We start from the raw sequence: 14,434 nt of genomic DNA on the forward strand, positions 1-14,434 counted from the left end.
GAATCCATGCGAACAGATTACGACGTCGCCGTCGTCGGCGGCGGATTGCTCGGCTCCGCCATCGCCTGGGGTCTTGGCCGGCTCGGCAAGCGCGTCGCCGTGCTCGACGAAGGCGACATCACCAAGCGCGCCTCGCGTGCCAACTTTGCGCTGGTCTGGGTGCAGAGCAAGGGCTTGGGCATGCCGGCCTATACCGTGTGGACCGTGCAGGCATCACAGGCATGGAGCCGGCTCGCGTCCGAGCTGAAGCAGCAGACCGGCCTCGACGTCTCGCTTCAGCAGAACGGCGGCTTTCATCTCACGCTCGGCGAGGACGAATTCGGCCAGCGCACCGAGCTGGTCAAGCGCATGCACAACCAGACGGGCGCCGCCGACTACAAGATGGAGATGCTGCCGGCGTCCGAGGTCAAGAAGGTGCTGCCGCTGATCGGGCCTGAAGTCTCAGGCGGCAGCTTTTGTCCACTCGACGGTCACGTCAATTCGCTGCGCACGTTTCGTGCGTTCCACACCGGCTTCAAGGCATTCGGCATTGACTATCTTCCGGAGCGTCCGGTCTCGGCGATCAGCCAGAGCGGCGGCGAATTCCGCCTGACGACGCCGCAGGGCGAGCTCCGTGCCGCCAAGATCGTGCTCGCCGCCGGCAATGCCAACCAGACGCTGGCGCCGATGGTCGGTCTCTACGCCCCGATGGGCCCGACCCGTGGTCAGATCGTGGTGACCGAGCGCACCATGCCGTTCCTGCCGCATCCGCTGACCACGATCCGTCAGACCGACGAGGGCACGGTGATGATCGGCGACAGCAAGGAAGACGAGCTCGACGATCGCACGATGAAGCATTCGATCAGCGCCGTGATGACCGATCGCGCCCAGCGCATGTTTCCGCATCTCGCGCGGCTCAACGTGGTCAGGAGCTGGGCCGGCATCCGCGTCATGCCGCAGGACGGCTTCCCGATCTACGACCAGTCGGAGACGCATCCCGGCGCCTTCGTCGCCTGCTGTCATTCCGGCGTGACGCTCGCCTCCAACCACGCGTTCGAGATCGCGCGGATGGTCGCGCAGGGCGCGCTCGAGCCGGAGCTGGTCGGCGCGTTCTCGGCCAGCCGTTTTGGCGCCGCCGGTGCTGCGAACAACAGCGGCTACTAGGGATATTGAAGGAGCCAGGATGTTCAAACGATCCGAACAGGACAAACGGCCGCCGGTGCAAATCTTCGTCGACGGCGTCGCCGTCCCCGCGCGCCAGGGCGACACCGTCTCCGCGGCACTGCTGGCCTCGAGCTGCGATGCACGCCGTTCGACCGCGGTGAGCGGCGCGCCGCGTCTGCCCTATTGCATGATGGGTGTGTGCTTCGATTGCCTCGTCACCATCGACGGCGTCGGCAACCGACAGGGCTGCCTGGTGCCGGTCACTGAGGGCATGCAGATCGAGATTCAGAAGGGCAAGCGGGAGATCGGGAAATGACTGTGGCTCCCAAGCGCCAGGAATACGACGTCGTGGTAATCGGGGCCGGGCCTGCCGGCCTCGCCGCCGCCGCGACGTCCGCCGAAGCCGGCCTGTCGACGTTGCTGCTTGACGAGAATATCGGTCCCGGAGGCCAGGTGTTTCGTGCCATCGCCTCGACGCCGGTGATCGACCGCGATCAGCTCGGTGCTGACTATTGGGCGGGCGCCGATCTCGTGCAGGCGCTGCGCGCAGGCAACGCCGAGGTCATCCACCGTGCCACCGTCTGGAGCCTCGACCGCAACCTCGATATCGCCGTCTCGGTCGGCGGCGCGTCCGCCTTCGTCAAGGCCAGACGCGTGATCCTCGCGACCGGCGCGCTGGAGCGGCCGTTTCCGATTCCCGGCTGGACGCTGCCGGGCGTGATGACCGCAGGCGCCGCGCAGACGATGTTGAAATCATCGGCCCTGGTGCCGGATGGCCGTACAGTGATCGCGGGGCAGGGGCCGCTGCTCTGGCTGCTCGCCGCGCAGATTTTGCGTCTCGGCGGCCGCATCGATCGCATTCTCGACACCACCGCGCGCGGAAACTATTTCGCGGCTCTCCCCCACGCCTTTGCCTTCCTGACCTCGCCTTATTTCGCCAAGGGCCTGTCGATGATGCGCGAGGTGAAGGCGAAGGTGCAGGTCGTCTCAGGCGTCAGCGAGCTTGCGGCCTCTGGCGACGGCCAGCTCGCGAGCGTGAGCTATGTCGCCGGCGGCAAGCGCGAGACCGTCCTTGCGGATCTCTTGCTGCTGCACCAGGGCGTTGTGCCCAACGTCAATCTGGCGATGGCGGCCGGAATCGAGCATCGCTGGGATGATTTGCAATTGTGCTGGTCTCCGGTGCTCGATGCCAGCGGCAATTCTTCGGTCGCCGGCATTGCGATTGCCGGCGACGGCGCCGGCATCGGCGGTGCGAACGCAGCCGTGGTGCGCGGCCGCATCGCGGCGCGCGCGGCAGTGGAGGCGTTGGCGCCTGCGGCTGCCACAAAGCTTGCGCCGATGGCGAGCCTCCGCGCCGATCTCGCCAAGGCCGAACGTGGCCGCGTTTTTCTCGACACGCTGTTCCGTCCGGCGCGGCAGTTTCGCATTCCCGCGGGCGACACCATCGTCTGTCGCTGCGAGGAGGTCACGGCAAAGGATATTCTCGACGCCGTCGCGATCGGCGCGACCGGGCCGAACCAGCTCAAGGCCTATCGCCGCACCGGCATGGGGCCGTGCCAGGGCCGGCTCTGCGGCCTCACCGTCACCGAGCTGATGGCGCAGGCCCGGGGAAAAAGCCCGCAGGAGATCGGCTATTACCGGCTGCGCGCGCCGGTCAAGCCGATCACGCTCGCCGAGCTTGCCGCGGTTCCGAAGAGCGAAGACGACATCAAGGCGGTGGTGCGCGGATGACGAAAAACGTGGATGCGATCGTCGTCGGCGGCGGCATCCACGGGTGCTCGACTGCGCTGCATCTGTGTCTCGCCGGCCTGAAGCCGGTGCTGATCGAGAAGGACTATGCCGGCCGGCACGCCTCCGGCGTCAACGCAGGCGGCGTGCGCCAGCTGGCGCGGCACATCCCCGAAATCCCGCTTTCGATCCGCTCGATGGGAATCTGGGAGAAAATCACCGATCTCCTCGACGACGATTGCAGCTTTGAGAGCTATGGCCAGGTCCTTGTCGCCGAGAACGAAGAGGAACTCGCGGTCTGCCGCGCACGTGTGGCCGAGCTCAACGCGCTCGGCTTCACCCACGAAGAGCTGATCGATGCCGCAGAGCTGCGGCGCCTCGTGCCTGCGGTCGCCGAGAGCTGTCCCGGCGGCGTGGTCTCGCGCCGCGACGGTGCGGCCAATCCCGCGCAGGCGACGACGGCGTTCCGGCGCAAGGCGGAACAACTCGGCGCGACCGTGCGCGAGGGTATTGCCGCCACGAATATCCGGCACACCGACGGTCTCTGGCACGTCGATGTCGGCGCCGAGAGCTTTGCCGCGCCGGTGCTCGTCAATGCCGCCGGCGCCTGGGCCGGGACCATCGCTGCCGCGCTCGGTGAGCCCGTTCCGGTCGAGACCGTAGCGCCGATGCTGATGATCACCTCGCGCGTGCCGCATTTCATCGACCCCGTCGTGATCCTGCGCGGCCGCAAACTGTCCTTCAAGCAATTCAAGAACGGCACGGTGCTGATCGGCGGCGGCCATCTGGCAACGCCGTATCAGGATCGCAACGAGACGGTGCTGGACTGGAAGAGCCTCGCGACCAGCGCCCGCACCGTGTTCGAACTGTTTCCGGTTATGCGCGACGCGACGATCATGCGGGCCTGGGCCGGCATCGAGGCCAAGACCAAGGACGATCTGCCCGTGTTTGGACCGAGCAGCCGGCACAAGGGCCTCTATCACCAGTTCGGCTTCTCGCTGCACGGTTTCCAGCTCGGCCCCGGCGCGGGCGCCGTCATGGCGGAGCTGATCGTCAACGGCGGCACCCAGACACGCATCGGCGATCTCGGTATCGACCGTTTCTATTCCCCCACGCTCTAGCAACAAGAGGACATCATGAGCATTACCCGCAGCATCCGCACGCCCATCATGCACCGCGCCGTCGAAGCCAATGGCTTTGTCTTCATTGGCGGCACCATCGCCGACGACACCTCGGTGTCAATGGGCGAGCAGACCCGCAATATCCTCGGCAAGATCGCCGGCTATCTGAAGGAAGCGGGTACTGACAAGTCGCGCGTCGTGAGCACCTCGATCTTCGTCACGGATCTTTCCAAGAAGAAGGAGATGGACGCGGTCTGGACCGAGTTCTTCGGCGACAATCTTCCGACCCGCGCCACCGTCGGCGTCGCCGATCTCGGCGGCAGCGCGCTGATCGAGGTCGTGGTCACCGCGCTAAAGGGTTGATCGCGCGGGCCAGCGGGGCACGTCAGCGCTTCCCGCGCGCCGTCGTGCCTGCGAGCCTCGCCTTGATCTCGCCCTTCGATGGGATTAGTTAGAGAGCGCCTCAAACAGGATATTCGAGAGTCATGGATTTTACCCCGACCGCAAAGCCGATCTGCCTTGCTCACGGGGAATTCCATGCCTGCTTCAATCATCCTGTCCAACCTGTCGCTGTTCACGCCTGACGGCCGCTCTCTTTTTTCCAGTATAGATCTGACGTTCGGCGCCGAGCGGACCGGCCTCGTCGGCCGCAACGGCGTCGGGAAGACGACGCTGCTTGCGTCGATTTCGCGAGAGCACATTCCTCAGTCGGGGCGCATTGTCGTCAAAGGTACCGTCGGTCTGCTGCGCCAGGACGTCCAGCCCCTTGCGGGTGCGAAGGTGATCGACCTGTTCGGTGCGCGAGCCGCGCTCGATCTGCTTCGCCGTGCCGAGCGCGGGGATGCCTTGGCCGAGGAGGTTTCCGAGGTCGATTGGACCGTCGAAACACGGCTTGCATCCGCCCTTGCGCGTGTCGGGTTCGACGTCGCTCCGGAGATCGAGCTCGACCGCCTGTCGGGCGGGCAGGTCACGCGGGTTCGTCTCGCGGCGCTGATCTTTGCGGAGCCGGACTTCCTGCTGCTCGACGAGCCCACCAACAATCTCGATCGGGAGGGGCGCAAGGCCGTGATCGATTTCCTTGCGTCCTGGCGCGGTGGGGCGATCGTCGTCAGCCAGGATCGGAGCCTGCTCGAAACCATGGATGCGATCGTCGAGCTGACGTCGCTCGGAGCTGCGCGATACGGCGGCAATTGGAGCAGTTATTGCGAGCAGAAAGCCGTTGCGCTTGCGGCTGTCAGGCACGACCTCGCGCATGCCCAGAGGCGCCTGTCCGAGATCGATGGGAAGGCGCAGGAGGCCGCGGAGAGGAAAGCGCGCAAGGACAGCGGGGGCAAGAAGAAGCGCGCCAAGGGCGACATGCCGCGCATTCTGGCCGGCGCGCGCAAGGACCGTAGTGAAGACACCGGCGGCAAGAACGCTGAGATCGCCGAGCGGCGGCGCGCGGATGCGCTCGAGGCCGTCGATACGGCGCGGCGGCGCATCGAGATTCTTCAGCCGCTGTCGGTGAAGCTGCCCTCGACCCAACTGCCGGCGGGCAGGGAGGTGGTTTGGCTCGATCGCGTCAGCGCCGGCTATCGGCCGGATCGGGAAGTCTTGCGCGATCTATCGCTCGCGATCGTCGGTCCGGAGCGCGTGGCAATCGTCGGGCCCAACGGCTCCGGCAAGACGACGCTGCTGAAACTCGTCGCCGGCGAGTTGCATCAGCTCTCCGGCACCGTGCGGGTCAGGCCGGATCTTGCGCTGTTCGATCAGAGAGTCAGTCTGCTCGATCCCGCGATCTCCATCCTGGACAATTTCGGGCGCCTCCATCCGAAGGCGGGTGCAAATGAATGCCATGCGGCACTGGCCCGGTTCATGTTTCGCGCCGATGCGGCCTTGCAGACCGCAGGACATTTGAGCGGCGGGCAGATGTTTCGCGCCGGCCTTGCCTGCGTGCTGGGCGGAGCGACGCCGCCGTCGCTGCTGATCCTCGACGAGCCGACCAATCATTTGGACATTGAATCCATCGAAGCCGTCGAAGCGGGCTTGAGGGCCTATGACGGCGCGCTGCTCGTCGTCAGCCATGACGAGGCGTTCTTGCAGGCGATCGGGATCACGCGCAGGGTCGAACTGGCCGGCTAAATCGGCTGCCCATCGTTGATTAACAAAAACCCGACGCCCTGCCCCCAGCGCGTCGGGTGGAAAAACATGAGTATCAATCCGTGATCCCAACCTAATTGTTGTGACTCGCGCCGCGCCAATTTACCACTCCGGGAAACTACCGCGTTGGAACCGGACGCCGCCAACCTGCGCCCGGCCTAGGAGGCGGCGCTGCCGCCCGGTTCAAGCGCCTCACCCATCTCCAGCGGATGGGCCATGGCCTCGTGCAGCGCCTCGCGATCGAGCTCGCCTTCGGAGATGCTGATGACGACGCAGGCGACGCCGTTGCCGATCAGATTGGTCAGCGCGCGGCACTCGCTCATGAACTTGTCGATACCGACCAGGATCGCGATCGACTGGATCGGGATGTCAGGAACGATCGAGAGTGTCGCCGCGAGCGTGATGAAGCCCGCCCCGGTCACGCCCGAGGCGCCCTTCGAGGTGATCATGGCGATGCCGAGAATGCCGAGCTCCTGCCAGATGGTCAGATGGGTATTGGTCGCCTGCGCCAGGAATAGCGTCGCCAGCGTCATGTAGATGTTGGTGCCGTCGAGGTTGAAGCTGTAACCGGTCGGAATCACGAGGCCGACCACCGAACGCGAGGCGCCGAGATGCTCCATCTTCTGGATCATCTGCGGCAGCACCGTTTCCGACGAGGAGGTGCCGAGCACGATCAGGAGCTCGTCCTTGATGTAGGCGATGAAGCGCAGGATCGAGAAGCCGGCGAGCCGCGCGATTGCGCCGAGCACGACCACAACGAACAGGATGCTGGTGAGATAGAACGTGCCGATCAGGGCCGCGAGGTTGATCAGCGAACCGAGGCCATAGGCGCCGACGGTGAACGCCATCGCGCCGAACGCCCCGATCGGGGCGACGCGCACGATGATGCGGATGATGCCGAAGAACATCTTTGCGGCCTTGTCGATCGCCTCCGCAATGGGCTCGCCGGCCTTGCCGAGAAAGGCGATGGCGAAGCCCGACAGGATCGAGATCAGCAGCACCTGCAACAGATCGCCGCGTGCGATGGCGCCCAGATAGCTGTCTGGGATGATCGCCATCAGATGGGCGACGATGCCTTCTTCCTTGGCCTTGGTGACGTAGGTCGCCACCGATTTCGGGTCGATCGTGGCGGGATCGATGTTGAAGCCGTGTCCGGGCTGGAGCACCTCGCCGACCAGCAGGCCGACCGCGAGCGCGACGGTCGAGACCGTCTCGAAATAGACCAGCGACTTCAGCCCGACGCGGCCGACGCGCTTGAGGTCGCCCATCGAGGAGATGCCGTGCACCACCGTGCAGAAGATCACCGGCGCGATCATCATCTTGATCAGCGCGATGAAGCCGTCGCCGAGCGGCTTCAGGGCCTTGCCGAGATCGGGATAGAAATAGCCAATGAGCACCCCGAGCGCGATCGCGATCAGCACCTGAATGTAGAGAATCTTGTACCAGGGCTGGTGCCGGCGGTGGATGGCTGGCTGGATCGCAATCTGTGTCATAGAATAGGCCCCGGAACGTATTGATCTTGTTTGATTTGCATCATGTGATGGCCGCCGCAGAAGCGACAATCACATTTTTGTCTGTTCGCACGAAGATCGATCGCTGCACCGCAACTGGGGGGAACATGCCGATTGCAACGGGCTCCGAACAGCGAGCGCGAGGCTATTTTCCGCGTTGGACTCTGAAGTCCTCCGGCGTGATCATGCCCGAGCAGCGGCTGCCGCTTGGCCAGACCGTCGTCTCCGGTCTCCAGCATTGCGTCGCAATGTCGGGCTCGACGATCATCGCGCCGCTGCTGATGGGGTTCGATCCCAATGTCGCGGTGCTGTTTTCCGGCATGGGCACGCTGATCTTCTTCGTCATCGTCGCGGGGCGTGTGCCGAGCTATCTCGGCTCGAGCTTCGCGTTCATCGCGGTCGTGATCGCCGCGACCGGCTACGTTGGGCACGGGCCGAACCCGAACCTGTCGGTTGCGCTTGGCGGCATCGTCGGAGCCGGCGTCCTCTACGGCGTGATCGCGCTGATCGTGATGTGGTCGGGGGTTGGCTGGATCGAGAGGCTGTTGCCGCCGGCCGTCACCGGCGCCGTGGTAACCGCGATCGGTCTCAACCTCGCACCCGTGGCGGTTAAGGCCGTGAGCGCCAATGCGTTCGACACAGGAATCGGGCTCGCGACCGTTCTGATCATCGGCGTGGTTGCCGTTGGCGCACCTGGCTTGTGGCGCCGCCTGCCGATCATTCTGGGCGCAATCGGCGGTTATCTCTTGTACCTGCTGTTCGCGAACGGCCTCGGCTTCGGCAAGCCGATCGACTTCACCCCGCTTGCGGCTGCGCCGTGGATCGGCCTGCCGACTTTTACCACGCCGACCTTCCAGGCCGATGCGATCGTCCTGATCGCGCCGGTTGCGATCATTCTCGTCGCTGAGAACCTCGGTCACATCAAGGCCGTCGGCGCCATGACGGGCCGGAGCCTCGATGACTATCTCGGCCGCGCCTTGCTCGCCGACAGCCTCGCGACCATCGTGGCGGCCTGCGGCGGCGGCACCGGCGTTACCACCTATGCCGAAAACATCGGCGTCATGGCGGCCACGAAGGTCTATTCGACCTCGCTGTTTGCCTTCGCGGCGGTGGTGTCGATCGTGCTCGGCTTCTCGCCGAAATTCGGCGCGCTGATCTTGTCGATCCCGGGTCCTGTCATCGGTGGACTCTCGATCGTGCTGTTCGGATTGATCGCCGCGATGGCCGGCCGGATCTGGGTCGAGAACAAGGTCGACTTCTCAAGTCCGGCAAACCTGATCACCGTGGCGGTCGCGCTCACCGCAGGCGCCGGCGACCTCACGCTCAAATTCGGCGCCTTCACGATCGGCGGGATCGGCACCGCAACCTTTGGCGCCATCATCCTGTACCAGATCTTGACTTCGCCATTCGCGCGCCGCGTCGAATGAATCACAGCGATGCGCTGGGGGATGGAACAAAAAGCCGGTTCCGTCGCTGATCAGGGCATCCCGGAGAGAACCCATGCCACAAACCGATCGCTCGACCTCGTTCCACTCGCGTCTTGTCGGCCAGTACGCGCTGGTGACCGGCGCCTCCCAAGGCATCGGCCGCGCCGTCGCCATCCGGCTTGCCCAGGAAGGCGCGACCGTGGCCATCAACTATTTCGGTCACCCTGAAGGGGCTGAGGAGACGCTCGCGCTCGCGCGGACGGCGTCGGGTGATCGCGGCCACGGCAGGCTCGATCACATCATCGTCAAGGCCGATGTCGGTCATGAGCAAGAGGTTGCCGCGATGTTCGAGACGATTCTGGCGCGTTGGAAGCGCCTCGACTGCCTTGTCAACAATGCCGGTTTCCAGCGGGAATCGCCGAACGAAGCGCTCGACATCGAAACTTACCGCCGCATCATCGACGTCAATCTCAACGGTGCCGTGTTCTGCGCCCAGAAGGCGCTCGCGCATTTCGTCGCGCGCGGCGCAGGCGGCAGCATCATCAACTGCTCCAGCGTGCACCAGATCATCCCGAAACCCGGCTACCTCGCTTACTCGATCAGCAAAGGCGGCATGGCCAATCTGACGCGTACGCTGGCGCTGGAATTCGCCGGCCGCGGCATTCGCGTCAATGCGGTCGGCCCCGGCGCGATCGACACCCCGATCAACGCCGCCTGGACCGGCGATCCGGAAAAGCGCGGCGTGGTCACCAGCCATATTCCCATGGGCCGCGTCGGCACGCCGGAAGAGATCGCCGCCGTGTTTGCCTTCCTCGCCTCGGACGAGGCAAGCTACATCACCGGCCAGACCATCTACGCCTGCGGAGGCCTGACGCTGTTTCCCGAGTTCCGGGACAATTGGGCGAGCTAGCAAGATCACGAGCGTCCTTGCTGTTCTCGCGGGCTGCCTGCGGCGCCGACGCTCATCGTCGAGACTTTTCGCGATGCAATCCAGCAACAGTCGGAAAAAAGCGGGCTGTCGGCGCTGCACGCGCGGACGAACTCAACCGAACGGTTGATGTGCGGTCCGCCATCTCCCTTCACCCTCGCCGAACCCGGGATCGATGGGACATTCCCATCCGTCCCTTCGCAAATTTGGGCCAACCGATCGATCAAGATCGGCCGATTTCTCAGAATTGAGAGCGCAAATGCTTAGTGTGATTGCTGAGGCGCTGTTTCGCCTGAAATCCCGCACGTCTGCCGCTCAAATTCGGAGGCGGCCAAGGCCTGGGGTCGGCGTCCTTCTATCTGCAGCGCTCTCGATGCTCGTGCTGGCGTTGGCTTCCGCGCCCGCTGCCGCGCAGGTCTGCGGCGAGGCGGTGACAGGCGCCCCTCTTGGCACAGCGCTGGGCGGCGTGTCTTGCGGCGGCGACGCGAGCGGCGGTGGCAGCAGCGCGTTCGGCAACAGTACAGCAAGCGGCAGTGGCAGCGTGGCGATCGGTAACGGAAGCACGGCGAGCGGCACCGCCAGCGTGGCGAGCGGCGTCCTCAGCAATGCGAGCGGTCACAGCGCCATCGCGATCGGCGGAATCGCTCAGGCGACCGCGGACAACAGTACGGCGATCGGCGTGACCAGTCAGGCGACCGGCGTGGCCGCGAGTGCCTTTGGCGCCAACAGTACGGCGGGCGGCGTCTACAGCACTGCGATCGGCGGTGGTGCTTCGGGAGCTTCTGCTGCCAGTTCGACGGGGAATTATAGTCTGGCGATGGGAGGCGGCGATGGCGTCGGCGGCGTAGGTGCCGTCTCGACCGGCAGCAAATCGATCGCGATCGGCATCAGCAGCGTTGCCGCGGGTGTGTCTTCGACGGCTATCGGGAGCGGAGCGAGTGCCGGCACCGCGAACGCCGTTGCCTTGGGCAACGCGGCCATCGCAAGCGGCACCAATTCCCTCTCGGCCGGCAACAGTTCCAGCGCCATCGGTGCAAGTGGTATCGCTATCGGCGATGGTGCAATCGCCGGCACCGGCGCGAATGCCGTCGCCATCGGCACCGGCGCCTCGGCAGGCTTTGCGAACTCTACCGCCATCGGCTCCGGTGCGACAGCAACGGCCGTCAACCAGGTCGCGATCGGGACCGCCAGCAACACTTATCGCATGGCCGGGGTCGCGTCGGCGGCGAGCCTTGCGGCACAGAGTGGACCGGTGTCCTTCGTGACGACCGATGCGGCCGGCAATCTGGCAACGTCCAGCTTCAACCCGGCGAACATCACCTCGCTGCAGTCGCAGGTGACCTCGTTGCAGTCGCAGGTGATGGACAACCGGCTCGAAGCCCGCAGCGGCACCGCTGTCGCGCTCGCGGCCGGCTCGATGCCGGCGCTGCAACAGGGGCGCAAATTCGCGCTCTCGGCCGGCTACGGCAATTTCGAGGGCGCCAACGCGTTTGCGGTCGGCGCAACGGCACTGCTCTATGACGGCAAGAGCTATGCTATTATCGCCAATGCAGGCGGCGGTATCGGGCTCGAGCGCAGCGTTGCAGGTGGACGTGGTGCTGTCTCGATCCAGTGGTAGGAAGAACCCATTCGTCATGACGCTGCGTTGGTTGAGCGCGGGCCTTGGTCTTCCGATTGCCGGTCTTCTGATCCTGGGGGCGGTGACGACAGCTGCGCAGCAGACGCCGCTGCAGCCCCACCAGACGCCGCCGTCGCAGCAGCAGGCGGCCAAGCCCGCCAATATCGACCGCAACGGTGTGCTGATGCTGATCCGCTCGACGCTGCTCGCGCTCGACCACGCCAACAAGACCGGGAACTACACCGTGCTGCGCGACCTCGGCGCGCCCGGCTTCCAGGTCAACACCGCCGCAAAGCTTGCGGAGATCTTTGCCAAGCAGCGTGGCGATAAGCTCGATCTCTCCGGTCTTGCCGTGATCGATCCGCAATTGTCGCTGCTGCCGCAGATCGAGCCGAACGGGCTCCTGCACATGGCAGGATTTTTTCCGTCGGTGCCGTCTCAGGTGAATTTCGAACTGATGTTCGCGCCGGTCGAAGGACAATGGCGTGTGTTCGGCGTGTCATTGTCGGTGGGGCAGTCCGCACCGGTGGCGCCCGCCGCACCTGAAGCTGCGCCTGGCAAGGCCGTCGTCTCACAGAAGCAATCCGCCCCGCCGAAGCCGGGCGCGCCTGCGAAACAGTCCCCGGTCTCGACTCAATGAGGGACGAGGTGCGGATGCCGAATCTGTTGCTCGACAAGTCGGAGAGCCCGCCGTGATATCCGAAGCCGCTCTGCTGTCAGACCTGACCGGCCTGATTTACGACGCCGCGCTCGATCCCGCCCTATGGTCGCGCGCCCTCGAACAGGCCTGCCAGTTTGTTGGCGGGTCGTCCGGCGCCCTGTTCTGGCATGACGCGGCCACCGAGCAAACCGCGGTGCTGCACCTCTTCAATGAGGAGCCGGACTACACAAAGCTCTATCTCGAGAAATATCTCGCCTTGAATCCGTGCTTTCCAGCGGCCACTTTCTGCGAGGCTGGCCTCGTCTATGCATCAACCGACTTCGTCCCCTTCGAGGAGATGGTGGCGACGCGCTTCTACGAAGAGTGGATGAAGCCGCAGGGCATGATCGATGCGCTCGGATCGAATCTGGAGAAGGGCGCAACCTATTCATCGATCGTCAGTGTCCGGATGCATGAGAAAGACGGTCTCGCCGACGCCGACGCCCGCAGCCGGTTTGCTCTGATCGTGCCGCACTTCCAGCGCGCGGTCTCGATTGGCCGGCTGTTCGATCAGAACAGGGCGACACAGGCGGTGTTGACCCAGACGCTCGACAGCGTCACGGCCGCCGTGTTTCTGGTTGGTCCCAACGGACGCCTCGCCTTTACCAACGCGCCCGGACGCGCGATGCTGGACGAGGCCGCGCTGCTCACGGAAAGAAACGGAACGTTGTTCGCTGTTGCCCTCGACGCGCAGCGCGCGTTGCGCGAAGCGCTTGTCGCCGCGGAGAACGGCAACACGCCGACAGACAGCGGCGGCTCGATTCCGCTCGGGACCTCGCAAGGCCGCTGGTTTGCCAATGTGCTGCCGTTGACCTCGGGGGACCGGCGGCGTACCGGCGCGCTGCATTCCGCGGTTGCCGCGGTGTTCGTGCGCAAGGCCTCGCCGGCCAATCCGCCGCCGCTGGAGGCGCTTGCAAAACTCTACAGGCTCACCGCAAGCGAGGTCCGCCTGATCGACGCCGTCATGAAGGTGAGCGGTGTCAAGGCGCTGGCCGAGCTGCTCGGGCTGACGCAGGCGACCGTCAAGACACACCTCCACAACGTCTTCCGCAAGACCGGTACGGCGCGGCAGAGCGAGCTCGTGAAGCTGATTGCGGGATTCGACCGGTCCGAACGGCCGTGATCTGGCAAAACCGGCCTGCGCGGACTACATCTGCGCCATGGCAAATAATCCTCTGGCAAATAATCCTCTGGCAAATGATCCGCTGGCAAATCATCCGCTCCGGGACTTCGTCGGCCGGCACGAAAATCTGTTCGTTCTGACCGGTGCCGGCTGCAGCACCAATTCGGGCATTCCCGACTATCGCGACAGTCACGGCAACTGGAAGCGGACCCAGCCTGTGAACTTCCAGGCTTTCATGTCGGAAGAGCATACGCGCCGGCGCTATTGGGCGCGCAGCCTGATCGGCTGGCGGCGGTTCGGCCAGGCGAGGCCGAACGATGCGCATCACGCGCTTGCCCGGCTCGAGGCGAGCGGACGTTGCGGAATGCTGCTGACCCAGAACGTCGACCGGCTGCATCAGTCCGCCGGCCACCGCCAGGTAATCGACCTGCACGGCCGGCTCGATCTGGTCCGCTGCATGGACTGCGGCCAAAAGACGCCGCGGAGCGAATTCCAGGAGATGCTCGGCCGCGCCAATGCGGAATGGTTGACGCTCGATGCCGCCGATGCACCCGACGGCGATGCGGACCTGGAGCATGCGGATTTTTCGTCGTTCAAGGTGCCTCCTTGCGAAGTCTGCGGCGGCATCCTCAAGCCCGATGTCGTGTTCTTCGGCGAGAACGTCCCGCGCGACGTGGTTGCTACCGCGCAGGCTCATCTGGCGCAGGCCGACGCCATGCTCGTCGTCGGCTCGTCACTGATGGTCTATTCCGGCTTCCGCTTCGTGCAGGCTGCCGCGCAACGGCAAATCCCGATCGCTGCGGTCAATCTCGGACGCACCCGCGCCGATGATCTCCTTACGCTGAAGGTCGAGGAGCGCTGCGAGGCGGCGCTTGCATTCCTGCTCTGATCGCGCGGGCTGCGAACACGCCTTGCCTATTGCATGGGTGCCAAGCAGAATAGCTGGACACAGCATGTTCCTGTCACCCATGGCATGGAAATTGCTGCGCTTTTGTC

The 14,434-nt window shown here is 64.9% G+C and carries 13 protein-coding genes; 12 read left to right on the top strand and 1 reads right to left on the bottom strand.

Annotation, left to right across the window (positions count from 1 at the left end; all coding sequences use genetic code 11):
* Positions 1-6: 6 nt before the first annotated feature.
* The 6 genes from AC0L20_RS27190 (at position 7) to AC0L20_RS27215 (ending at position 6,113) form a co-directional block, all read left to right on the top strand.
* The gene (locus AC0L20_RS27190; protein ID WP_473293807.1) at positions 7-1,143 is read left to right on the top strand and encodes an NAD(P)/FAD-dependent oxidoreductase; all 1,137 of its coding nucleotides are present in this window, start codon (positions 7-9) and stop codon (positions 1,141-1,143) included.
* 19 nt (positions 1,144-1,162) lie between these two features.
* A complete protein-coding gene (locus AC0L20_RS27195) occupies positions 1,163-1,459 on the top strand; it encodes a (2Fe-2S)-binding protein (RefSeq protein ID WP_473293808.1) in 297 nt (98 codons plus the stop codon).
* Positions 1,456-2,874 (top strand): FAD/NAD(P)-dependent oxidoreductase, encoded by a 1,419-nt coding sequence (locus AC0L20_RS27200; RefSeq protein WP_473293809.1) that lies wholly within the window; start codon positions 1,456-1,458, stop codon positions 2,872-2,874. Before AC0L20_RS27195 ends, AC0L20_RS27200 begins: the two co-directional genes overlap by 4 nt.
* On the top strand, positions 2,871-3,992 hold the full coding sequence (locus tag AC0L20_RS27205; protein WP_473293810.1) for an NAD(P)/FAD-dependent oxidoreductase: 1,122 nt from the start codon (positions 2,871-2,873) through the stop codon (positions 3,990-3,992). Before AC0L20_RS27200 ends, AC0L20_RS27205 begins: the two co-directional genes overlap by 4 nt.
* Positions 3,993-4,007: 15 nt before the next feature.
* Positions 4,008-4,355, top strand: a complete 348-nt coding sequence (locus AC0L20_RS27210; RefSeq protein WP_007596366.1) for a RidA family protein — start codon at positions 4,008-4,010, stop codon at positions 4,353-4,355.
* 174 nt (positions 4,356-4,529) lie between these two features.
* Positions 4,530-6,113, top strand: a complete 1,584-nt coding sequence (locus AC0L20_RS27215; protein ID WP_473293811.1) for an ABC-F family ATP-binding cassette domain-containing protein — start codon at positions 4,530-4,532, stop codon at positions 6,111-6,113.
* Between the two features lie 176 nt (positions 6,114-6,289).
* On the opposite strand, the gene AC0L20_RS27220 is transcribed toward AC0L20_RS27215, so the two are convergent.
* On the bottom strand, positions 6,290-7,624 hold the full coding sequence (locus tag AC0L20_RS27220) for a dicarboxylate/amino acid:cation symporter (protein ID WP_473293812.1): 1,335 nt from the start codon (positions 7,622-7,624) through the stop codon (positions 6,290-6,292).
* Positions 7,625-7,749: 125 nt separating this feature from the next.
* On the opposite strand from AC0L20_RS27220, the gene AC0L20_RS27225 reads away from it, so the two are divergent.
* The 6 genes from AC0L20_RS27225 to AC0L20_RS27250 all read left to right on the top strand — a co-directional run bounded on the left by AC0L20_RS27225 (position 7,750) and on the right by AC0L20_RS27250 (position 14,327).
* Entirely contained in the window at positions 7,750-9,069 is a 1,320-nt protein-coding gene (locus AC0L20_RS27225; protein WP_473293813.1) for a solute carrier family 23 protein, read from the top strand.
* A 73-nt stretch (positions 9,070-9,142) separates the two neighbouring features.
* Positions 9,143-9,979, top strand: a complete 837-nt coding sequence (locus tag AC0L20_RS27230; RefSeq protein ID WP_473293814.1) for an SDR family oxidoreductase — start codon at positions 9,143-9,145, stop codon at positions 9,977-9,979.
* Between the two features lie 277 nt (positions 9,980-10,256).
* The gene (locus AC0L20_RS27235; protein WP_473293815.1) at positions 10,257-11,615 is read left to right on the top strand and encodes a hypothetical protein; all 1,359 of its coding nucleotides are present in this window, start codon (positions 10,257-10,259) and stop codon (positions 11,613-11,615) included.
* A gap of 16 nt (positions 11,616-11,631) precedes the next feature.
* Positions 11,632-12,255: a hypothetical protein gene (locus tag AC0L20_RS27240; protein ID WP_473293816.1), complete on the top strand. Its 624-nt coding sequence runs from the start codon at positions 11,632-11,634 to the stop codon at positions 12,253-12,255.
* A gap of 52 nt (positions 12,256-12,307) precedes the next feature.
* The gene (locus AC0L20_RS27245) at positions 12,308-13,438 is read left to right on the top strand and encodes a helix-turn-helix transcriptional regulator (protein WP_473293817.1); all 1,131 of its coding nucleotides are present in this window, start codon (positions 12,308-12,310) and stop codon (positions 13,436-13,438) included.
* A 37-nt stretch (positions 13,439-13,475) separates the two neighbouring features.
* Positions 13,476-14,327, top strand: coding sequence for an NAD-dependent protein deacetylase (locus AC0L20_RS27250; protein WP_473293818.1), 852 nt, complete (start codon positions 13,476-13,478; stop codon positions 14,325-14,327).
* The last annotated feature ends 107 nt before the right edge of the window (positions 14,328-14,434 follow it).

The organism is Bradyrhizobium sp. Kon58, from assembly GCF_055807455.1.

What these genes read in the sequence shown, in the direction of transcription:
- AC0L20_RS27205 (WP_473293810.1), top strand. Translation starts at nt 2,871, where the DNA reads ATGACGAAAAACGTGGATGCGATCGTCGTCGGCGGCGGCATCCACGGG.
- AC0L20_RS27210 (WP_007596366.1), top strand. Translation starts at nt 4,008, where the DNA reads ATGAGCATTACCCGCAGCATCCGCACGCCCATCATGCACCGCGCCGTC.
- AC0L20_RS27190 (WP_473293807.1), top strand. Translation starts at nt 7, where the DNA reads ATGCGAACAGATTACGACGTCGCCGTCGTCGGCGGCGGATTGCTCGGC.
- AC0L20_RS27220 (WP_473293812.1), bottom strand. Translation starts at nt 7,624, where the DNA reads ATGACACAGATTGCGATCCAGCCAGCCATCCACCGCCGGCACCAGCCC.
- AC0L20_RS27240 (WP_473293816.1), top strand. Translation starts at nt 11,632, where the DNA reads ATGACGCTGCGTTGGTTGAGCGCGGGCCTTGGTCTTCCGATTGCCGGT.
- AC0L20_RS27250 (WP_473293818.1), top strand. Translation starts at nt 13,476, where the DNA reads ATGGCAAATAATCCTCTGGCAAATAATCCTCTGGCAAATGATCCGCTG.
- AC0L20_RS27225 (WP_473293813.1), top strand. Translation starts at nt 7,750, where the DNA reads ATGCCGATTGCAACGGGCTCCGAACAGCGAGCGCGAGGCTATTTTCCG.
- AC0L20_RS27235 (WP_473293815.1), top strand. Translation starts at nt 10,257, where the DNA reads ATGCTTAGTGTGATTGCTGAGGCGCTGTTTCGCCTGAAATCCCGCACG.
- AC0L20_RS27200 (WP_473293809.1), top strand. Translation starts at nt 1,456, where the DNA reads ATGACTGTGGCTCCCAAGCGCCAGGAATACGACGTCGTGGTAATCGGG.
- AC0L20_RS27230 (WP_473293814.1), top strand. Translation starts at nt 9,143, where the DNA reads ATGCCACAAACCGATCGCTCGACCTCGTTCCACTCGCGTCTTGTCGGC.
- AC0L20_RS27195 (WP_473293808.1), top strand. Translation starts at nt 1,163, where the DNA reads ATGTTCAAACGATCCGAACAGGACAAACGGCCGCCGGTGCAAATCTTC.
- AC0L20_RS27215 (WP_473293811.1), top strand. Translation starts at nt 4,530, where the DNA reads ATGCCTGCTTCAATCATCCTGTCCAACCTGTCGCTGTTCACGCCTGAC.